Origin of the sequence: Rhodococcus sp. IEGM 1366, assembly GCF_033142425.1 — a bacterium.
Lineage (GTDB): Bacteria > Actinomycetota > Actinomycetes > Mycobacteriales > Mycobacteriaceae > Rhodococcus_F > Rhodococcus_F globerula.
In genome coordinates this window covers 514,990-534,450 of record NZ_JAWLRZ010000003.1, presented here as the reverse complement: position 1 = coordinate 534,450, position 19,461 = coordinate 514,990, and the positions used below count along the sequence as shown (strand labels likewise).

Genomic DNA, 19,461 nt, shown 5'->3' with positions numbered 1-19,461 from the left:
TCAACGCCGCCGGTAGGTCGGAGCCCGCTTCTCGAGAAATGCCGCAGTAGCTTCTGCAGCGTCCTCGGTGAGAGCGGTAATGACCTGCTGGCGGTTCTCGAACTCGATCGCCGCATGCAGGGTCGGGGTTTCCAGTGCCAACCACATGCCCTTCTTTGTCATCTCGACCGAGACCGGCGGATTGTTCAGGATCTCACCGGCGATTCGAAGTGCTTCGGTGAGAAGGTTTTCCGAGTCGACAACTTGGGAAACGAGCCCGATGGATCGCGCATGCGCGGCGTCGAATCGACGCCCGGTCAGCATCAGTTCGTGTGCATTGCCGGCCCCGACGATGCGTGGCAACAACCACGAGACGCCGATATCGCACGCCGAGTATCCGGCGGTAATGAACGAGACCGCAAATACTGCCTCGGGTGCGGATATCCGGATGTCACTGGCGCAGACGAGTGCTAGTCCGCCACCCGCCGCCGGCCCGTTCACCGCGGCGATCACAGGCTGGGGGAGTGAATTGATTCGCTCGGTCAGATGTGCAATGTCCTGCTGTCGTCCGAACGCCGCAAGGGTTCTGCCTTCTGCCTCGTCTCGCTCGGAGTCGCCGTAGCCCTTGAGGTCGAGCCCAGCGCAGAACGCTCGTCCCGCACCGGTGATGACCACGACACGACATGTTCTATCCGACGCGATGTCGTCCAGCGCTGCAGTTAGTGCCGCGACCAGATGGACGTCGAGCGCGTTGAGTCGTTCGGGTCGATTGAGAGTGAGCAGGGCAATGCCCGGCGTCGGTGTACTGATTTCGAGTAGGTCGGACATAGTCTGTTTCTCCTTGTTACTTATCGCTCGCTAAGGTATGAATATCAGTGAATCGCTTACTTCGGCAAGACCCTTCCGTCGCCGCTTCCTGCCGCGACCGGACGACTGCCTGAACGACAAGGACCCGACATGACTGCAACACGACCAGACGTCTACTCGACCCATGACAACGGCGTACTTCGTGTTGTGATCAACCGCCCGCATCGAATGAATGCGGTGAACACCGAAGCGTTGCAGAATCTCTCTACGATCTTCGACGATCACGCGCGTCGCGGCGACGTACGGGTAGCGGTACTCGAGGGAGCAGGCAGAGCATTCTGCACCGGGGCGGACCTGGCTGATGCAGTGTTGTCGGGTCCGCCCTCCGCGGACACCATCGATGCCGCCAACGACCTGGCGCGTGCCATCAGGTCGTTCCCCACCCCCGTGATCGCAGCGGTGCGAGGTCCCGCTGCAGGAGTGGGTGTTTCACTGGCATTGGCGTGTGATCTCACCCTAGCTGCGGAGTCCAGTTACCTCCTGCTCGCCTTCACCAAGGTGGGCTTGATGCCTGACGGCGGTGCAACAGCTCTTGTTGCGGCTTCGATCGGCCGGGCTCGGGCCATGCGAATGGCACTCCTGGCGGAAAAACTTTCGGCACGAGACGCTTTCGACAGTGGACTGATCTCGCAGGTCTGCCCGGACGACGCATTCGACGACGAGCTTGCGGAGCTGATTCGTCGCCTGGGTAGCGGGCCGGGCAAGGCATTCCAGCAGACCAAGGACGCGATCAACGACGCCACCCTGACCGAACTGGACTCTGCCTTCGAGCGTGAGCGTGCCGGACAGATCTCACTACTCGCCGGTGCTGATTTTGCGGAAGGTGTCGCGGCGTTCCAAGGCAAGCGGGCGGCGGTGTTCGGCGGGTAGCAGTAGGCCGGGTGAACTGAGGGACGGGTTGCCGTCCGTGAATATTTGCAATACATCTCAGCTTTGACGTGGCACACTGGGTGACTCACAGCCGACGCACACGATCAGGAAGGACGCTCGAATGCACGCCAGCTTGTACTCGTACCGCAAGTCGCAGTCGATGATTCATTTCCTGGACCGGCTGGCGGAAAACTCCGGCACGGCCGCCGGATTCCGCATGTGCTGAAGCCCCACCACTCGGGGCGTGCGCGTCCCGATACCAGCTCACCCAACGGGTGACCTCACGGCCGACCTCGGCCACCCCGGACGTCACACCTCGAGAACCACCACTCCCTCTGTGAGAGAACAAGGTTGTCGATTGTCATGCCTCGCCCACCTATCGCCATCACCACCCGCACCTGGATGAACGCGCACGTGCGAGTCCTCAACGCCACCTACGAGGACTTCGACCTCGTACCAGCCGCTCGCGCGGTCGTGCTGCTCGTCGAGGATCTTGCACTCACTCTGGTCGAGCACTCTCCGCGCTTCGTCGTGCGCTCCCAGCATGTGGCAATCCCGCTGCCGCGGACCATCCAACTGTTCGAGTACGTGCACACCCCGCCACGTCCGACGATCGACGACGACACCCGCGCGAGTTTCGCCGGCGTTCTGGCGCGAGACCACTATCGGTGCGCGTATTGCGGCGCGGCGGGGGCGACGACGGTCGACCACGTGTACCCACGTAGCCGAGGCGGAAACAACAGCTGGTCGAACCTCGTAGCGTGCTGCCTGACCTGCAATAACGCCAAGTCCGATCAGACCCCGGAAGAGTCAGGCATGCCGCTCCTCTGGGTACCTCGAACGCCTCGCACCGACCGCAAACGCCAACACACGATCTGGCGTGAATTGACTCCTCATCTCTGAATCGCCTTGGAAGGAGGCACATCCCATGACGACGATGATGACCTTGGCTGACCTGCTGCCTGTCTCGGAGGAGGTCGGAGACTGGGCCGTCGCCGCCTGCCGAGGTGATCGGCACCCAGACCGGTGGTTCCCCCACCCGAGTGAGGCGTTCGACTACGCGGCCGAGACCTGCGCCCGGTGCCCCATCACCATCGCGTGCGGCGCCTACGCGGCCGATACTGCGCAGACCGGGGTCTGGGGCGGCTGTGAGTACCGGCAGGGCAAGATTGTCCGTTGAGTGCACGTCGGACCCATACCAGTGGTGTGGGTCCGACGGTTTCGATCGTCTCAACGCCTGTCAGTTCTTGGCGATGTCCCGACCGATGATCTCCTTCATGATCTCGGTGGTCCCACCGTAGATCGTTTGAATTCGACTGTCGACGTAAGCTCGCCCAATCGGGTATTCCATCATGTAGCCGTACCCGCCGTGCAATTGGACGCATCGGTCCACGACACGCTTTTGTAGTTCACTTGCCCACCATTTTGCCTGCGCCGCTTCGACGGCGGAGAGTTCCCCGTCGTTGATCGCCAGGACTGCATTGTCGACGTACGCCTGTGTCACGTCGATTTCGGTGAGCATCTCGGCGAGCGCAAATCGTGTGTTCTGGAAGTCGCCGATGGGCTTTCCGAAGGCACGGCGGTCGAAGGCATAGGCCTTGGTCCATTCGTAGGCTGCACGTGCCACGCAGATTGCGCTGACCGCAATCGAGAGTCGCTCGCGGGGAAGTCGTTCCATCAAATGGATGAGTCCGCCGCCCTCTGTGCCGAGTAGGTTGCTTGCCGGAACACGGACGTTCTCGAATGACAATTCGGCTGTGTCCTGGCCTGCAAGACCCACTTTGTGGAGCTTGCGACCGCGGGTGAACCCTTCCATCCCACGTTCGACGACCAGGAGGCTGAAGCCGCGCGATCCTGCGCTGGGATCGGTACGGGCAGCGACGATCACGATGTCGGCATGGATACCGCTCGTGATGAATGTCTTCTGGCCGTTCAAGATCCAGTCGTCTCCGTCACGAACGGCAGTCGTCTTGATGCCCTGCAGATCGCTACCGGTTCCCGGTTCGGTCATCGCAATGGCGCAGATGATCTCTCCGGCAGCCATTCCCGGAAGCCAGCGTTGTTTCTGCTCGTCGGTACCGAGATCGGCGATGTACGGGATGACGATATCGTCCTGGAGTCCGAGCCCGGCGCCGAACGAAGTGGTGGCGCTACGGGCGATCTCTTCGGCAACGATGTAACGGTAGCGGTAGTCGAGTTCTCCTGACCCGCCGTACTGTTCGGGTACGGCCAAGCCGACGATGCCCATCTTACCGGCGGCAAGCCATGCCGATCGGTCCACGAGACGGTTTTCTTCCCAGTCGTCGTAGTGTGGGCTCACCTCACGGGCGATGAACTCGCGGACGGAATCTCGATAGGCTTCGTGATCTTCGGTGAAGAGTGTGCGACGCATACTTCCCCTCCTGTCCTAGACGGAAACGCGTTCGGTCATCGAGCGCAGACGCGCTCCGATGATGTCCTCGGCTTCGGAGACCATGCGCTGCACCATGTCGTCGACGGTAGGGATGTCGTGGATCAGTCCCTGCGAGGTTCCGACGGTCCAGATGCCGGCGTCGGGATCGCCCTTCTCGTAGACGGTGCGTCCGCGGGCGCCGGCGACCAGTTCGCGGACGTCTTCGAATTGTCCTCCACGTGAGAGGATGTCGACCACCTCGCGGCTGACCGTGTTGCTGGCGACGCGAGCGGTGTTGCGCAGTGGCCGGAAGATGAGTTCGGTCTGGGTCTCGTCGGCGGCGACGATGGCTTCTTTGATGTTCTGATGAATCGGCGATTCGACGGTGCACATGAAGCGTGTGCCCATGTTGATGCCGTCGGCGCCGAGAGCAAGGGCGGCGACGAGTCCGCGGGCGTCGGCAAATCCGCCGGAGGCGATCATCGGAATCGAAATCTTCTCTGCCGCTGCGGGGATCAGAACCAACCCGGCTACGTCGTCTTCGCCGGGGTGACCGGCGCATTCGAAGCCGTCGATGCTGATGCCGTCGACACCGAGGTCCTGAGCCTTCACCGCGTGGCGCACGGTGGTGCACTTGTGGAGCACCTTGATTCCGGCGTCGTGGAACATCGGCAGGTGCGGTCCGGGGTTGGAGCCGGCGGTCTCGACGATCTTCACGCCCGAATCGACGATCACCTGGCGGTACTCGTCATATGGCGGCGGTGTGATGGACGGCAGGATCGTGAGGTTGACGCCGAAGGGCTGATCGGTGAGGTCACGGCAGCGGGCGATTTCGTTGGCCAGGTCCGCGGGTGTCGGTTGTGTCAATGCGGTGATGAATCCGAGTGCGCCGGCATTGGCTACGGCAGCAACGAGTTCCGCTCGCCCTACCCACTGCATACCGCCCTGCACGATGGGATGGCGAACACCGAACGTTTCCGTGAATGCTGTTGAGATCATGAGGGTCCTTGCTGTTGCGTCGGAGTGGAAGTCGGTCAGAGGTGGCTGATTCCGGCCAGGTCGCTGACGTAGTTTCGTGCCTTCGTGGAATCGAAGGAGCGTGCGATCTGCAGTTTCTCGGCTTCTAGTGAGCCTTCTGCGTGGGTTGCGAGTACGGATTGGTATCCGCCGTAGTCGCGGGCGGTGAGGTCGGCGATGAAGTTGAGTAGCCTCAAACGCTTTTCGGCAGGAACTGCTGCAGCGTAATACTTTTCGAGTACTGCGCGAATGTCGGGGTTGTCCCAGTCCTCGCCTCCGGGACCGGTGGCGAGCAGGCCACCCGAGAGGTCGGTGAGTATTGCGACCGCGTTGTGAAATCCGTGGGCGAAGTGGTATTTGGCCATGTTGACGGCGAGCGGATCGGGCTGCTGAACGCCGTGCGCACCCGGCTTGGACCGGACGGCGGCCAGTTGCGCCAGCCCACGGACGGTTTCGCTCCAGGTGATCAGTTCCGTGATCTTGCCTTTGACGTGGCCGGCTTTGCTGATGCCGTTGGCTTCGGCGATCAGCGATGCCGCGCCGACCATGATGTCGAGCAGTGGCAGTTTGTAGTTGATGGCGGTGAAGCGGTGGTAGTCGACGAAAGCCAGTGCGAGCGGGCCGGCGAGTTCGGGTTGGCGGTTGAGGAAGACCCGATTCTTCGGTACGCGTACGTCGTTGAAGACGGTGAGCGATTCGAGCAGCTTGTGCTTCGTGGAGATCGGGAACTCGAACGAGTTGCGTTCCCCGGCAGCGTACGGGGAGACGTACAGTTCGAGGCCCGGCGTGTCGATCGGGATGGCGAAGGAGACCGCGTAGTCGGCGTCGTCGGGTCCCATGGCGCGGGTGGGTAGCACGATGAGCTCGTCGGCGTTCGCGGAGAACGAGGTGTGGCATTTGGCGCCGCGCACGGTGATGGAGTCGGCGTCTTCGTCGACGATGTGCAGGTAGAGGTCGGGGTCGGCCTGTTGACGCGGCGCGAGTGAACGGTCGCCTTTGACGTCGGTTTGGGCGACGGCCAGGGACAGGTCGCCTTCGCACACCCGCTGGTAGAAGGCGCGGGCGTTGTCGAGCCCTTCGCCGGTGGTGGCGCGTAGGAGTGCAAACAATGCGTCGCTGCCGACCTCTTTGAGGACGATGGTTCCGCCGCCGCGTCGTGATACCTCTTCGATGAGTGCTCCGCGGCGCACGAGGTCTTCGGCGGAGTTCGGTGCGACGTAGAACGCGCTGACTGGTTCGCCATCCACTTCGGTGATCGCGAGGTCGGGTCGGTCGTCGGCGATGTCGTAGCACAGTGCCGAATGATCCACTGCAAGAGTCAGTTCAGGCTCCGCGTAGACGTCGGATATCTTCTTCCCTCGGTAGAAGACCCGACGGTCGTCGTTGAGGCCTTTTCGGTACTGGTCACTGGACCGTATGCCCACGGGATACTTCCTTGCTCTTCGGTCGCGGTTATTGCTCTGAACATAGCTTAGCGATCGCTATATAAGCTATGTTGCACGGTCTTCAGATGTCAATGGGTTGGGTGAACGGCCATGCATCAGCGTGGTGACCCGTTCGGCGGCTTCGCGCACAAGTACGCCGAGTTCGGTAATGCGTTCCCCGGTTACGGATGACGGTGCGTCGACCAGGCAGAGAATCAGTGCGGGTGATGTGTCTTGATCGAATGCGGTCGCGTTCACGGACAGCAGTTGGTAGTGCGCGTTCGGGTCGATTGTTCCCACGGCAACGTCCGCGGACAGCAGTCGACGTGCCTCTCTCAGTGCGAGCGCGGCCCGCTGTCCGCCAACCCCCGGTGTGCGCAACTCTGCGACCGCATCGGAGATCGAACGGTCCTGTTGCCAAAGGCATTCCACGGCAAATCCGCGCTCCCGGACAGTGTCGAGGATCGGTTCGTACTCTGCCTGTAAAAAGTCGGTCTCCGTGCTCAGGGCTTTTGTACCGAGTTGAAGCCACTCGTCGAGTTGATCCTGCCCGTACCAAGCTGCCAGTGCGGCGCCTAATGGTGGTGCCATCAACACCTTGTCGCCGACGCGTAGTCCGAGCGTTCCGCTGCGTCCGGAGATCGGTTGAACAACTTCTGCGACAACCAGATCGGCGCCTGACCGGATGAATCCCAGGCATGCCAGTTCTGACGTGTCGGCCAATTCATGCATGACGGTTCGGGCGAGATCGACGACATCGGTTGCGCGAGAGGCGGCCTGACCGATCGGGACCAGGGCGGGGCCGAGTTGGTACGTCTTGCGAACGGGATGGCGGACGAGCCAGCCCGACTCCGCCAGCGCGACGACCATGGGATAGCAGGTTGCCTTTGCGACCCCTAGGTGCCGAGCAATGTCGGCGAGGCTTCGCCCCGTTTTGGGATCGGATGCCAACAGTTCGGTGAGCATGACGATGCGATCGGTTTGCGGTGAGTTACGTGCCATGTGTTCGCATAATGCCACTCTGGCGCCGCACTGTGACCCACGCTACTGTTCAGATACTTAGCGATCGTTAATCAAGCGCCATGATTTCCGGAAGGACAACACATGACTGTCAATGGTGGCGAACTACTTGCCAGAGCCCTGGCCGAAGCTGGAACTACCGAGGTATTCACCCTGCACGGAGGGCATTTGGATGCTTTCCTCGTTGCCTGTCGGCGAAACGGCATTCGCCTCACCGACACCCGTCACGAAGCCACTGCCGGACATGCCGCCGACGCCTACGCGCGGGTGACCGGGACGTACGGCGTTTGTGTCGTCACGTCCGGTCCTGGCTTTACCAACGTCTACACCGCGCTGACAAATGCGCTCCTCGATCGCACCCCGACCATCTTCGTTGTGGGGGCTCCGCCGATGCGCGAGACCGAGACGAATCCGCTGCAAGGTGGGTTCGATCAGATAGCAGCGGCCACACCGGTGACCAAGTGGGCCTATCGCATCACCGACCCCGCACGCGTGCCCGAAATCGTTGCTCTGGCTATTCGTAAGGCTACGACCGGAATTCCGGGTCCGGTACTGCTCGAAGTTCCGATCGACGTGATGTTCGGCGAGGCCGACGAAAACGCCGTGAGATTCCCCGCGAACTACACAGTCGACGCCCGGCCCGGTCCAACTGCCTCGGCCGTCGAAGCCGCACTCGATGTTCTTGGCGAAGCGAACAATCCTGCGATAGTCATCGGCGGTGGTGTCACGTTCTCCCGCGCCGGCGAGGCTCTGGTGGCGTTCGCGGAAGCAGTGGATGTACCTGTGTTCTACCCGGGAAAGTCGGATGGAGCGATACCCGCAAGTCATCGTCTCGCCGGCGGTGGACTGTTGGCGATCGGGTCTTTCCCTGCGCTCGGACAGCTCACTCCCGACGTAGTGCTGATAGTCGGAGCCCGGGCCGGAATGTTCACCGGCGGGCGCACCAGTTTGTTCCCTGGCGCGCGGTTGATACAGATCGACGTCGACGCGTCCGAAATCGGACGTATGCAGGATGTCGAGGTTCCGATCCTCGCCGACTGCCGCGAGGCGCTCGTTGCGTTGAAAACTGCTGCTGATCAACGTCAATGGCCTGACTGGAGGACCTGGGTCGAGGCCGCCACCAGTGCGAAGCACGCACATCGTCATGGATTCACGGATGAGCAGACGCAGACCGGCAAGGCGCATCCGTACTTTGCGGCGCGCGCGATCGTAGAGGCGTGCCCTCCCGGCACGACCTTTGTCATGGACGGTGCCGAGGCGCCGTCATGGGGTGAATTCTTCACGACGACAGAACAAGTGGGTGGCGTTCTGCGCCTCGGATATCTCGGTTGTCTGGGAATCGGGCCGGGATTTGCCATCGGCGCACATCGTGCGCGCCCGGAATCGCCCGTCGTGCTGATCACCGGCGACGGTGCTGCAGGATTCCACATCCAGGAATTCGACACCATGGCCCGTCACGGAATACCCGTTGTGACAGTGGTATTCAACAACGCAGTGTGGGGGATGTCGATCCATGGTCAGGAAGCTGTGTACGGGGATGAAGGTATCGTCGTCTCAGAGCTCGCGGACAGCGCATATGAGAAGGTTGCCGAGGCCTTCGGCGGGTACGGCGAGCGAGTGAAGGATGTTGCATCCATCGCCGACGCGATGAAGCGCGCATTCGATGCCGGGGTGCCCGCGTGCATCAACGTCGAGGTGGATCCACACGTCGTCCACCCCATTACGGCAATGATGCTCGGCGACGTCACCAGCACGGACGAAATCGTGGTCCCCTACTACGAGAACATTCCTCGCTGATGTCGACACGTGTTGCGGGGAAAGTAGCGGTTGTCATCGGCGGAGCATCCGGCATCGGTTGGGCAACAGCGCAATTGCTGGCGTCAGAAGGCGCAACTGTCGTGATCGGTGACATCGATGTCGACGGTGGACGGTCCCGCGCCGTCGAACTCGGCAGGGGAGCCGAAGCCGTGTGCGTCGATGTTGTCGACGAGGAATCGGTTCGCACGGTCTTCGAAGAAACTCGGGCGAGGCTCGGTCGGGTGGACATTGCGGTCAACTGCGCCGGCTTGAATCTGCCCGGATTCATCACCGAGTTGGACGCCGATACGTGGAGGCGCACGGTGGATATCTGCCTGACCGGTGGGTTCTTCGTCATCAAACATGCTGCCCGAGCGATGGAGGCCGGGGGAGCGATCGTCTCGATCACCTCTCTGAACGCACGCCAGGCTGCCGCAGGGTTTGCGGGATACTGCTCCGCCAAAGCAGGTCTCGCCATGCTCACCGAGGTTGCAGCGCTCGAGCTCGGTGAGCGCGGAATCAGGGTTAACGCCGTCTCACCCGGTCTGGTCGAGACACCCCTTGTCGAGGGGCTGACATCTGTCCCGGTCATCCAGGCAGATTTCACGGAGAACACCCCGCTCGGACGTAACGGGTCGCCGCGCGATGTTGCGGAAGCTGTGCTCTACCTGGCCTCCGACGCGTCGTCGTGGACAACGGGGGAGGTTCTCGACGTCAATGGCGGTGCGCATTTGCGTCGGTACCCCGATGTCATGAAACACCTCGGGGCCCTGTCGTAGCGGCAAGCTTCGAGGCTGCCCTGCCGCACATGAATCCGCTCCTTCGAACTGAGAAAGATCTACTCACATGATTACGGAGTACCGCCTCGCCGACGAGAGTCGTCGTCATGCTCTTGCTCGCCCCGACGCCCTTGCTCTGACTGGCCGTGATGGTTCGATCACTTTCGCGGAGTTGGACATTCGAACAAACAGGCTTGCGAATGTTCTGATCGCGCTCGGTTGTGGTCCGGGCTCTCGGGTGGCGGTCGTGGACAGAAGTTCCACGCAGGTGGTCGAGGCAGTGCTGGCCGCGGCGAAGATCGGGGCAGTGACCATCCCGGTGAATTGGCGATTGTCCGGTGTGGAGGCCGCCGAGGTGCTCGCCGATTCGGAAGCGCAAGTGTTGTTCTTTCACAGTGAATTCGACGGGGTGGTCTCCGCAGTCCGGGAATCCGGAGCGCCGATGCAGCGGTTGGTTCAGATCGACGGCACCGGCCCATTGGACTACGAAGCTCGATTGGCTGGTGCGAGCGCGGTGGATCCCGGTTGGCGTGGAGGCTCGGATGACGTTGTTCTGCAACTCTATACGTCCGGTACGACGGCAAAGCCCAAAGGTGTTCTCACGTCGAACCGGAACCTCGGGGCGTGCACACAGACCGGTGGCCCGTGGGGATTCGACGAATCATCCGTCAGCTTGTGTGCGATGCCGCTGTTCCACATCGGTGGATTGGGTTGGGTCCTCGTCGGTCTCGCGAACGGCGCGCACAACGTAATCCTGTCGGAGTTCACGCCGCCTGACCTGCTGGACGTGTTGGAGACCATGAGCATCACGAATACATTCCTGGTGCCTTCCGTGATCGGGATGATGGTCGAAGTACCGGGCGCGCGAGACCGAGATTTTGCAGCGCTCAGATCTATCGCCTACGGGTCCTCGCCGATCACACCGGCAGTGTTGAGGCGAGCTCTCGACACATTCGACACCCCGCTGTTTCAGGTCTACGGTTTGACCGAAACGCACGGAGCTGTAACACAACTCGATGCGGCCGACCATTCGGTTGACGGAGAGAGAGTCTCGCTGTTGCGGTCGGTGGGCAAGCCGTACCCCTGGGTGGAGTTGAAGGTTGTGGGCGCGGGAACATCCGAAGGAATGCTTGGAGAGTCAGTAGCACTTGGAGAGTCGGGGGAGATCTGCATCAGATCCGAGCAGATTACGCAGGGCTACTACGAACGTCCGACTGAGACGGCGGCTGCGATCGATGCAGACGGTTGGTTTCACACCGGCGATGTCGGACGGATCGACGACGATGGATACGTCTACATCACCGATCGGATCAAAGACATGATCATCTCCGGTGGCGAGAACGTGTACCCCGTCGAGGTCGAATCTGTGATCGCCGAATATCCCGGCGTTTCACAGGTTGCCGTTGTCGGAGTGGAGGATCCGGTCTGGGGTGAGGCAGTCAAGGCGGTGGTGGTCGCTGCTGCAGGTCACGAACTCGATGCCACCGCGATACTCGCATTCACGCGAGCACGTCTCGCCGGATACAAGTGCCCGAAATCGATCGACGTCGTTGCTGAACTTCCACTTGGCGCTACCGGAAAGATACTCAAGCGCGAACTTCGAGCGCAGTACGCAGCACTGTGAGAACTAGCGAGTCCGCTTGCGGCGAGGCTTGTATCCCACCGTGTTCAGGGCGATCTCTGCGTATTTCTTGGCGACTTCCTCCGGGCTGAGTTCGCCTTCCGCGTGGTACCACCGCGGAATGGACTGACACATGGCGAGTAGTGCGCGAGTGGTCTCGGCTGTGTCGGCGACAGAGAACACTCCTCGTTCGACGCCATCGCTGACGATGCCGAGGGCGAGTTCCTCGATGCCCTTGCGGACAACGCGGTATCGCTGCCGGTTCTCGGGGCTGAGGTACCGCACCTCACCTTCGAGGGCCGCCAGGCGCGATCGGGTTGTCATGCGCAGCACGATTGCTTCGACGACATTCGTGAGCTGATCGCACGGGTCGTCACCGCCGTCGGCCGATGCGGTGTGTGCACGCGCGAGCACGTCGCCGGTCGAGATCTCCAAGAGCGCGAGGAGGATCCCTTCCTTGCTCTGATGGTGGTAGTACAGCGCAGGAATCGTGACACCGACGCGACGCGCGATGTCTCGCACGGAGGTGCCGTGGAAGCCGTTGTCGTAGAATCCTTCGAGGGCAGCTTGGAGGATGGGGCTCAGTTCGAGTGGCTCGATCAGTCGCCAACTGGCCTCGGTGGTGGCGGTTTTCGCCGAATTCTTCGTGACCATGACTTCTCCATTAGCTATCGTTCGATAAGGCCTGGGGGGATCGTACGCTGCGGAGGTCCGCGCTCCTTCGGGCGCCGGACTACGGACAAGGCGGTTGGTTTCCGCGACCAGGCCCTTCCCGATGTGTCGGAAAATCGCGGCGGGTGCACAATATTGAAATGCCGAATTCAAGTCCTAAGTCCGCCTGGAAGTCCCTCCGTGAGGGAAACGAGCGATTTGTGGGCGGCGAGTCCATCCATCCCAGCCAGGGAATCGCGGATCGCGCGAAGCTGGTCAACGAACAGCACCCCACCGCCGTGCTGTTCGGTTGTGGTGATTCACGTGTTGCCGCCGAGATCATCTTCGATCAGGGGTTGGGTGACATGTTCGTCGTCCGCACTGCAGGTCACGTGCTCGACGATTCTGTTCTCGGTTCCATCGAGTACGCCGTCCATGTTCTCAACGTGCCTCTCATCGTTGTGCTCGGGCACGACGGCTGTGGCGCCGTCAAAGCCACGCTCGACGCTCTCGACAAGGGCGCAGTGCCAGACGGTTTCATTCGCAGTGTGATCGAACGCGTTGCGCCTTCCATTCTCATGGGACGCAACGAAGGCCTGAAGACTGTCGACGAACTCGAGGGCCGGCACGTTGTCGAGACGGGCTCGCTCATCATGCAGCGGTCACGAATCATTGCCGACAAGGTGGCCAAGGGAGAGTGCGCGATCGCAGGTGTCACCTACACGCTGTCCGACGGACACATGCGCCTGCAGGGCGTAGTAGGTGAAATCGGCGAGTAGGCCGGGATAATCCCCGCAGTCCTTCGTCACACGGTGCCGACACGCCGTCTCAGCTGACCGTTTGTGAGCCTTTCGCCAACTACCGTTGAGACCGTGTTGGAACCGAATGGACCACTGCCCCCTCAGATCTACTGGCGTCGCCGGGCTCTGGCCATCGGTGCTGCCGTTATCGCCCTGGTGTTGCTGATCTGGGCGATTTCCGCACTGGTCGGTGGGGGAGACGATCCTGCCGAAGCAGATGCCGCGGCCGTGACTTCCTCACTGACGTCGGAGGTGTCGTTCACGCCGAACCCGTCAGGAAGCAACAGCTCCGGCGGCAACGGTGGCGGCGGCAGTGGTGATTCCGGTTCGAATGGTTCTGCGACGTCCGCTGCTGCGAGTTCGACAACCTCGGCGACCAGTGCGGCTCCGGTGCCTGCTGGGCAGTGTGCCGACTCGTCCCTCGCAGTCAAGGCAACCGCAGACAAGCCGACCTTCGCCGGTGGTGAGGAACCGACCTTCACGATTGTCATCACGAACATCGGTTCCGCCGCGTGTGATCGCGACCTGGCCGGTGGACTCCAGCAGGTGCTTGTCTACAGCATCGACGGTAAGAACCGACTGTGGTCCAACGTCGACTGCTACCCGCAGCCTGCTCCGGATGTGCGCAACCTCGAACCGGGTGAGCAGGCCGCCTTCAAGGTTGCCTGGTCCGCCACGACGTCGACTCCGGACTGCGCCACTTCGCAGAATCCGCAGCGCAATCCCGTGGGTCCCGGCGCGTACACCGTGGTCGGCCAGCTCGGTGCACTACGTAGTGGCGCGGAGCCGTTCAATATCGCCTAGTAGCGGCGCGGAGCCGTTCAATATCGCCTAGTAGCGGCGCGGAGCCGTTCAATATCGCCTAGTTGAACGAACCGGTGATCGAAGATTCGGCGAGCCGTGACAGACCTTCGCGGATGTGACGGGCCCACAGCCCACCGATACCTTCGACTGATTGAAGGTCGGCCGCAGTAGCAGCCAACAGAGCTTGCAAGGTGCCGAATGATCCGACCAATCGGTGGATCTGATGGAACTGAAGCCGCGGTACCCGCATGAGAACCCGGTATCCGCGGGGTGTCATCGGGGTATCGAGGGCTTCGATCGTGCCCGGGTAACCGAGCACTCGGGCGAGTGTTGTCAGGTCGAGGAGATCGGCATCGGTGACACGGTCCAGGGCAGCGAGCACATTGTCCATCGCGGCGGTTCCGACCGGCTCGGGGCCGGCAAGGTAGTCGCGAACGATGAGCTGACGCGCAATGTCGTTGTCGCCGACCAGTTCTTCGAGCTGAAGGGCGAGCTGGCGACCGTCGGTGCCGAGTTCGAGGACGTCCTGTTCGATTTCGAGCGATACGCGTCGAACCATCTCGAGTCTCTGCACCACTGTCAGTGCGTCGCGCAGCGTCACGAAGTCCTCGATCTCGACGACAGACAGCGATCTGGTGACCTCGTCGAGGCGTGCCTTGTATCGCTCGAGTGTCGCAACGGCTTGATTTGCCCGGGAAAGGATCGTGGCGGAACCTTCGATGACGTGTCTGATGCCGCCGACGTAGACGCTCACGATCGACATCGACTGGCTTACCGACACGACCGGGTATCCGGTCTGGATTGCCGTGCGTTCCGCTGCCCGGTGCCGAGTGCCGGATTCGACGGTCGGGATTTTGTGGTCCGGAACGAGTTGAACATTTGCGCGGACGATGTGCGAGCCGTCCGTGGACAGCACCACGGCACCGTCCATCTTCGAGAGTTCCCGAAGGCGGGTGGGCGCGAACTCGACGTCGAGGTTGAAACCACCGTCGCAGAGCGCTTCGATCTCGTCGTCGTAACCGAGGACGATCAGGGCGCCGGTGCGACCTCGAAGAATGCGTTCGAGGCCGTCGCGCAGCGCGGTTCCTGGGGCCAATCTGGCGATGGTTTCTCTCAACGCCGGCGACGACTGGGGATCCGCCATCGCACTGATCATTGAGAAACTCCCTGCTGAGGTCGATGTCACTAAGTCCGGGTCCGATAGCTGGTACTGGCAGATCCTTCGATTAGATTACCTATCCGTGAGTAGCTCCTGGACTTTGCCTGACGACCTGACCGTGCCCGTGCCCGTCGAATTCTTCCCGGCGGCGGGTGAGAAGTTGCCTCAGCACTGGTCGAAGTGCTTCGGTTGCGGCGACGATCAGCCGGCCGGGATGGCGATGAGTTTCAAGGCGGGTGAGGGCCTCGAAGTGACCGGACGCCTCGAAGTCGCGAAGAAGTACCAGGGTGGACCCGGAGTCATTCACGGCGGAATTCTCTCCACCGCTTTCGACGAGGTGCAGGGCGTGGCATGCATGGTCCTCGGCACTCCGGTGGTGACCGGTCACCTCGAGATCGACTTTGCTCGGCCGATTCCGCTTGGTTCGGTTCTCGAGTTCCGGGCTCGCGTCGAGGGCACCGTTCGCCGCAAGGTCTACACCAGCGCAGAAGCTGTCATCGTCGAAGGTCCGGCGGCTGATCCGGACGTCATTGTCGGAACGTCGCGTGGACTGTTCCTGACCATCACGGCCGAGCATTTTGCCAAGACCCAGGAATTTGTGGACGGCGTTCCGACCTCGCCGTTCGGCACCTCGTCTGTCTGATTGCCCTGCGCTGCTCACCTCCGTCATTTGACGGGGGTGAGTTTGGGTCGAGGCGCGCCCTGCTTGCCGCCGAGCAAACCGGCGTAGGTCAAAGCTTCGGCGATGTTCGTCACTTCGTTGACTCGCATGCCGGGAATGTTCGGCCCGGAGTCGACCGGCACTATTGCGCTCGTGAATCCCAATCGGGCAGCTTCGATCAGTCGTCGGTTGACGCCGGCAACTCGGCGAACCTCACCGGCGAGTCCGACTTCGCCGAGGATCACCATTCCCTTGGGAACTGGCTTTCCCTTCACCGCGGAGGCGACGGCAATGGCGAGGGCCAAATCGGCACCTGGTTCCGTCATTCGCATGCCTCCCACGGTTGCCGCGTAGACGTCGGCTTTGGCGATCGATACTCCGGCGCGTCGCTCGAGTACCGCCAGAACCATGGCGACGCGCGCGGTGTCCAGGCCGCTCACAGCGCGGCGGGGAGTGGGGAGTGGGGTAGGAGCCACTAACGCCTGTACTTCGCCGAGCAGCGGGCGTTTGCCGTCCATCATCACGGTGACAGCAGTGCCCTCCACCATCTCTTCCCGATGGTGGAGGAACAATCCGGACGGATCGCTGATTTCGTTGATGCCTTGTTCGGTGAGTTCGAAACAACCCACCTCGTCGGCTGCTCCGAATCGGTTCTTCACGCCGCGAACCATGCGAAGCGTGGAGTGTTTGTCTCCTTCGAAATGTAGGACAACGTCGACGAGATGCTCGAGCGACCGTGGGCCGGCCACGGCTCCGTCCTTGGTGACGTGGCCGATAAGGAGTACGGGGATTCCGCTGGACTTCGCCAACGACGTGAGTGCGCTGGTGACCGCTTTGACCTGTGTGACGCCACCGACAACGCCGTCGACGTCGGCCGCGAGCATGGTCTGCACGGAGTCGACGATCACCAGGGTGGGTTTGACCTGCTCGACGTGGCCGAGGATGGTCGCGAGATCATTTTCCGCAGCCAGATACATCCGTTCGTGGACGGAATTGGTGCGATCGGCCCGGAGCCTGACCTGCCCGGCCGACTCCTCTCCGGTGACGTACAGCGCGCGGTCTTGCGGACTCCGCATCGCCCACCGGTAGACGACCTCGAGCAGCAGCGTGGATTTGCCGACGCCAGGTTCCCCGGCGAGCAGGACGACCGACCCGGGAACAACACCACCGCCGAGAACTCGATCGAGTTCACCGATCCCGGTGGGCTTGGCCTTGGTGCTCTGGCTGTCGATCTGGGTGAGCGGAGTGGCGGGTGTGGTGGGCAGGACAGCGGCCGATCCGGCCTTGGCGAGCGATGCCCCCGCGCGACTGGCGACCGGAGCGACGACGGACACTTCGGACATGGAGCCCCACGTGTCGCACTCGGGGCAGCGGCCGACCCATTTGGGCACGACGGATTTGCATTCGGAGCACCGGTAGTTCGATTTCGCTTTGGCCACCGGAACAGACTAGAGGCGAGGTCCGACATGGACCCCGCCTCTAGTGTGGCAATTCGTGACCTTGGCGAAACGCAGTGTCCGCCTGAGGTTTACAAGCTCAGTGTCCTGAGCCCTCGACCGGTGACTTCTCGGATACGTCACGCTCGAGTTGTGGGCCCGCATCGACAGGAACCTGAACCGTGACGGGGCCGGCCTTCTCGAAGGTGAAGGTGATCGGGATGGTCAGGCCCGGGCGAACGCCGGCCTTGATGTCTTCGAGGACCACGAGCACGAGCGCTGCGGGAGCGTCTGTGTTCTGGTCCTTGTTCTCGATCTGCTTCTCGGCTTCGGCCTCGGCGGACTCGCCCGCGGGAAGCTCTCCGGCCTGCAGGGATGTCTGCGGCTTGAGCACCAATCCGGCGACCTCTTCACCGGCGACAACGCTTGCAGCGTAGTCAGTGGTGATGCTCACCAGCTTGTCGGTCGTCTCCGTGCTCTCGTTCACGATCGTGAAGGCCAGCACGGCCTTTCCGCCGGGTTCGATGCTGTATTCCTCGGACGAGGGGTAAGCAATATGCACGTTGCGCAGGGCGATGTCACCAACGGTGGCACTGTTGCCGTTCACGGCGGCCTGCTGGACGGCAGTCTGGCTCACCTGTCCCGAGCCGCATGCGGACAGCGCGATGGCTGCGCCTGCAGCCAGTGCAATGGCGGTAGCGACTCGGCGAGTCGGCTTGCGGATAGCAGTCACGGTTTGTCCTCCAGGGCGTCAGGTTCGCACTCCACTAGGCAGAGTAGTAGTCAGCTCTCGCGGGCCGGTCGCTGGGTAGCCACAACGGTTGTCCGCGTGGGCTTTCACGCCGCCGTGAACAGGCCGTCGACGCTGGTTGAATGCACGTCCAACAGGCACTGTCAACCCCTACGCTCGAGCAAGGATGCCCCTGACCTGCGCCGTTGATGCATGGCTGGTTCTTCGACGTGTTAAACTAGTGGAATCGAAAGGGGCACGGGACACATGATTTTCAAGGTCGGAGACACCGTCGTATACCCCCATCACGGTGCGGCGCTGATCGAAGCTATCGAAACCCGCACCATCAAGGGTGAGCAGAGGGAATATCTCGTTCTGAAGGTTGCTCAAGGCGATCTGACAGTTCGAGTTCCCGCAGACAACGCAGAATACGTCGGAGTTCGCGACGTCGTCGGCCAGGAAGGCCTCGACAAGGTTTTCCAGGTTCTGCGTGCACCGCACACCGAAGAGCCCACCAACTGGTCTCGTCGATACAAGGCGAACCTCGAGAAGCTTGCTTCAGGTGACGTGAACAAGGTCGCCGAGGTTGTTCGTGACTTGTGGCGTCGTGAGCAGGATCGTGGGCTTTCTGCTGGTGAGAAGCGCATGCTTGCCAAGGCTCGTCAGATTCTCGTCGGGGAGCTCGCGCTCGCCGAGGGCACTGACAACGAAAAGGCTGAGATCATTCTCGACGAGGTCCTCGCGACCGCGTCCTGAACCAACACCACAACAAAGCTGACAGTGTCGGTAGTCGCACTGGTTCCTGCCGCAGGTCGGGGATTGCGCTTGGGTGAGCAAATACCCAAGGCATTCGTCGAACTCGGTGGGCGCACCATGCTTGCACGCGCGGTTGACGGGCTCCGGAAATCCGGAGCGGTCGACCGCGTTGTTGTGATTGTGCCGCCTGAACTTCTCGGATCAGTCAAGGCTGATCTCGGGCGTAGCGACGACGTCGACGTGGTTGCAGGTGGAGCAGAGCGCACGGATTCCGTGCGGGCCGGGCTCGAGGTGGCCGGAGACGCAGAGTTCGTACTCGTGCACGATGCTGCGCGAGCTTTGACTCCGCCGGCGATGATTGCGCGGGTTGTCGCAGAACTGAAGGCGGGCAGCGCTGCGGTCATTCCCGTGCTGCCGGTCACGGACACCATCAAGTCCGTCGATGTTCTCGGCATGGTTACCGGTACTCCGCTTCGCAGCGAACTTCGTGCGGTACAAACTCCCCAGGGCTTTTCCACGCAGGTATTGCGCGAGGCCTACGATGCCGGCGATCTGGCGGCAACGGACGACGCGTCGTTGGTCGAGCGACTCGGCGTTTCCGTACAGACCATCGCCGGTGAAGCTCATGCCTTCAAGATCACGACGCCACTCGACCTTGTACTTGCCCGAGCACTTCTGGATGCGGATTCGTAAGGACG

At 61.9% G+C, this 19,461-nt stretch carries 20 protein-coding genes; 11 read left to right on the top strand and 9 right to left on the bottom strand.

Translation table 11 applies throughout. The features are described from left to right. The gene (locus R4P64_RS12215; RefSeq protein WP_092806076.1) at positions 1-807 is read right to left on the bottom strand and encodes an enoyl-CoA hydratase/isomerase family protein; all 807 of its coding nucleotides are present in this window, start codon (positions 805-807) and stop codon (positions 1-3) included. 129 nt (positions 808-936) lie between these two features. On the opposite strand from R4P64_RS12215, the gene R4P64_RS12210 reads away from it, so the two are divergent. The 3 genes from R4P64_RS12210 to R4P64_RS12200 all read left to right on the top strand — a co-directional run bounded on the left by R4P64_RS12210 (position 937) and on the right by R4P64_RS12200 (position 2,896). Further along, positions 937-1,716 carry an enoyl-CoA hydratase gene (locus R4P64_RS12210; protein ID WP_033236361.1) on the top strand — a complete coding sequence of 260 codons (780 nt, stop codon included), beginning with the start codon at positions 937-939 and terminating at the stop codon, positions 1,714-1,716. A 363-nt stretch (positions 1,717-2,079) separates the two neighbouring features. Beyond that, positions 2,080-2,619, top strand: coding sequence for an HNH endonuclease (locus R4P64_RS12205; protein WP_317820973.1), 540 nt, complete (start codon positions 2,080-2,082; stop codon positions 2,617-2,619). A gap of 25 nt (positions 2,620-2,644) precedes the next feature. After that, a complete protein-coding gene (locus R4P64_RS12200) occupies positions 2,645-2,896 on the top strand; it encodes a WhiB family transcriptional regulator (protein ID WP_033236363.1) in 252 nt (83 codons plus the stop codon). A gap of 60 nt (positions 2,897-2,956) precedes the next feature. Here the strand turns inward: R4P64_RS12200 and R4P64_RS12195 are convergent, their stop codons facing one another. From R4P64_RS12195 to R4P64_RS12180, 4 genes are all read right to left on the bottom strand, one after another. Next, positions 2,957-4,108, bottom strand: coding sequence for an acyl-CoA dehydrogenase family protein (locus R4P64_RS12195; protein ID WP_317820971.1), 1,152 nt, complete (start codon positions 4,106-4,108; stop codon positions 2,957-2,959). A gap of 15 nt (positions 4,109-4,123) precedes the next feature. After that, positions 4,124-5,107 carry an NAD(P)H-dependent flavin oxidoreductase gene (locus R4P64_RS12190; RefSeq protein ID WP_033236365.1) on the bottom strand — a complete coding sequence of 328 codons (984 nt, stop codon included), beginning with the start codon at positions 5,105-5,107 and terminating at the stop codon, positions 4,124-4,126. Between the two features lie 35 nt (positions 5,108-5,142). Continuing rightward, positions 5,143-6,549 carry a 4-hydroxyphenylacetate 3-hydroxylase N-terminal domain-containing protein gene (locus R4P64_RS12185; RefSeq protein WP_033236366.1) on the bottom strand — a complete coding sequence of 469 codons (1,407 nt, stop codon included), beginning with the start codon at positions 6,547-6,549 and terminating at the stop codon, positions 5,143-5,145. A gap of 66 nt (positions 6,550-6,615) precedes the next feature. After that, positions 6,616-7,551: an IclR family transcriptional regulator gene (locus R4P64_RS12180; protein ID WP_045068383.1), complete on the bottom strand. Its 936-nt coding sequence runs from the start codon at positions 7,549-7,551 to the stop codon at positions 6,616-6,618. Between the two features lie 102 nt (positions 7,552-7,653). Here R4P64_RS12180 and R4P64_RS12175 point away from each other — a divergent pair, with 102 nt between their 5' ends. The 3 genes from R4P64_RS12175 to R4P64_RS12165 all read left to right on the top strand — a co-directional run bounded on the left by R4P64_RS12175 (position 7,654) and on the right by R4P64_RS12165 (position 11,769). Continuing rightward, positions 7,654-9,366 (top strand): thiamine pyrophosphate-binding protein, encoded by a 1,713-nt coding sequence (locus R4P64_RS12175; protein WP_317820967.1) that lies wholly within the window; start codon positions 7,654-7,656, stop codon positions 9,364-9,366. Further along, complete coding sequence (locus R4P64_RS12170; protein WP_116104133.1) at positions 9,366-10,145, top strand: SDR family NAD(P)-dependent oxidoreductase; 780 nt, start codon at positions 9,366-9,368, stop codon at positions 10,143-10,145. The genes R4P64_RS12175 and R4P64_RS12170 overlap by 1 nt, the downstream gene beginning before the upstream one ends. 67 nt (positions 10,146-10,212) lie before the next feature. Continuing rightward, entirely contained in the window at positions 10,213-11,769 is a 1,557-nt protein-coding gene (locus R4P64_RS12165; protein WP_317820965.1) for a long-chain-fatty-acid--CoA ligase, read from the top strand. Between the two features lie 3 nt (positions 11,770-11,772). Here R4P64_RS12165 and R4P64_RS12160 read toward each other — a convergent pair whose 3' ends face one another. After that, entirely contained in the window at positions 11,773-12,420 is a 648-nt protein-coding gene (locus R4P64_RS12160) for a TetR/AcrR family transcriptional regulator (protein ID WP_317820964.1), read from the bottom strand. Positions 12,421-12,578: 158 nt separating this feature from the next. On the opposite strand from R4P64_RS12160, the gene R4P64_RS12155 reads away from it, so the two are divergent. Continuing rightward, the gene (locus tag R4P64_RS12155) at positions 12,579-13,196 is read left to right on the top strand and encodes a carbonic anhydrase (protein WP_033232570.1); all 618 of its coding nucleotides are present in this window, start codon (positions 12,579-12,581) and stop codon (positions 13,194-13,196) included. A gap of 93 nt (positions 13,197-13,289) precedes the next feature. Beyond that, positions 13,290-14,021 carry a DUF4232 domain-containing protein gene (locus tag R4P64_RS12150; RefSeq protein ID WP_045068394.1) on the top strand — a complete coding sequence of 244 codons (732 nt, stop codon included), beginning with the start codon at positions 13,290-13,292 and terminating at the stop codon, positions 14,019-14,021. Positions 14,022-14,079: 58 nt separating this feature from the next. Here R4P64_RS12150 and disA read toward each other — a convergent pair whose 3' ends face one another. Next, on the bottom strand, positions 14,080-15,165 hold the full coding sequence (gene disA / locus R4P64_RS12145) for a DNA integrity scanning diadenylate cyclase DisA (protein ID WP_033232701.1): 1,086 nt from the start codon (positions 15,163-15,165) through the stop codon (positions 14,080-14,082). A 97-nt stretch (positions 15,166-15,262) separates the two neighbouring features. On the opposite strand from disA, the gene R4P64_RS12140 reads away from it, so the two are divergent. Further along, positions 15,263-15,823 carry a PaaI family thioesterase gene (locus R4P64_RS12140; RefSeq protein ID WP_045068397.1) on the top strand — a complete coding sequence of 187 codons (561 nt, stop codon included), beginning with the start codon at positions 15,263-15,265 and terminating at the stop codon, positions 15,821-15,823. 23 nt (positions 15,824-15,846) lie between these two features. On the opposite strand, the gene radA is transcribed toward R4P64_RS12140, so the two are convergent. After that, on the bottom strand, positions 15,847-17,280 hold the full coding sequence (gene radA / locus R4P64_RS12135; protein ID WP_116104130.1) for a DNA repair protein RadA: 1,434 nt from the start codon (positions 17,278-17,280) through the stop codon (positions 15,847-15,849). A gap of 97 nt (positions 17,281-17,377) precedes the next feature. Then, positions 17,378-18,010, bottom strand: a complete 633-nt coding sequence (locus tag R4P64_RS12130) for an LpqE protein (RefSeq protein ID WP_033232562.1) — start codon at positions 18,008-18,010, stop codon at positions 17,378-17,380. A 264-nt stretch (positions 18,011-18,274) separates the two neighbouring features. Here R4P64_RS12130 and R4P64_RS12125 point away from each other — a divergent pair, with 264 nt between their 5' ends. After that, positions 18,275-18,763 (top strand): CarD family transcriptional regulator, encoded by a 489-nt coding sequence (locus R4P64_RS12125; protein ID WP_033232561.1) that lies wholly within the window; start codon positions 18,275-18,277, stop codon positions 18,761-18,763. 24 nt (positions 18,764-18,787) lie between these two features. Beyond that, on the top strand, positions 18,788-19,456 hold the full coding sequence (gene ispD / locus R4P64_RS12120; RefSeq protein ID WP_317820961.1) for a 2-C-methyl-D-erythritol 4-phosphate cytidylyltransferase: 669 nt from the start codon (positions 18,788-18,790) through the stop codon (positions 19,454-19,456). Positions 19,457-19,461: the final 5 nt, after the last annotated feature.

Coding starts and splice junctions, on each gene's coding strand:
- R4P64_RS12200 (WP_033236363.1), top strand. CDS start 2,645: ATGACGACGATGATGACCTTGGCTGACCTGCTGCCTGTCTCGGAGGAG.
- R4P64_RS12190 (WP_033236365.1), bottom strand. CDS start 5,107: ATGATCTCAACAGCATTCACGGAAACGTTCGGTGTTCGCCATCCCATC.
- R4P64_RS12210 (WP_033236361.1), top strand. CDS start 937: ATGACTGCAACACGACCAGACGTCTACTCGACCCATGACAACGGCGTA.
- R4P64_RS12205 (WP_317820973.1), top strand. CDS start 2,080: ATGCCTCGCCCACCTATCGCCATCACCACCCGCACCTGGATGAACGCG.
- R4P64_RS12160 (WP_317820964.1), bottom strand. CDS start 12,420: ATGGTCACGAAGAATTCGGCGAAAACCGCCACCACCGAGGCCAGTTGG.
- R4P64_RS12170 (WP_116104133.1), top strand. CDS start 9,366: ATGTCGACACGTGTTGCGGGGAAAGTAGCGGTTGTCATCGGCGGAGCA.
- R4P64_RS12165 (WP_317820965.1), top strand. CDS start 10,213: ATGATTACGGAGTACCGCCTCGCCGACGAGAGTCGTCGTCATGCTCTT.
- disA (WP_033232701.1), bottom strand. CDS start 15,165: ATGGCGGATCCCCAGTCGTCGCCGGCGTTGAGAGAAACCATCGCCAGA.
- R4P64_RS12180 (WP_045068383.1), bottom strand. CDS start 7,551: ATGGCACGTAACTCACCGCAAACCGATCGCATCGTCATGCTCACCGAA.
- R4P64_RS12125 (WP_033232561.1), top strand. CDS start 18,275: ATGATTTTCAAGGTCGGAGACACCGTCGTATACCCCCATCACGGTGCG.
- R4P64_RS12155 (WP_033232570.1), top strand. CDS start 12,579: ATGCCGAATTCAAGTCCTAAGTCCGCCTGGAAGTCCCTCCGTGAGGGA.
- R4P64_RS12175 (WP_317820967.1), top strand. CDS start 7,654: ATGACTGTCAATGGTGGCGAACTACTTGCCAGAGCCCTGGCCGAAGCT.
- R4P64_RS12215 (WP_092806076.1), bottom strand. CDS start 807: ATGTCCGACCTACTCGAAATCAGTACACCGACGCCGGGCATTGCCCTG.
- R4P64_RS12195 (WP_317820971.1), bottom strand. CDS start 4,108: ATGCGTCGCACACTCTTCACCGAAGATCACGAAGCCTATCGAGATTCC.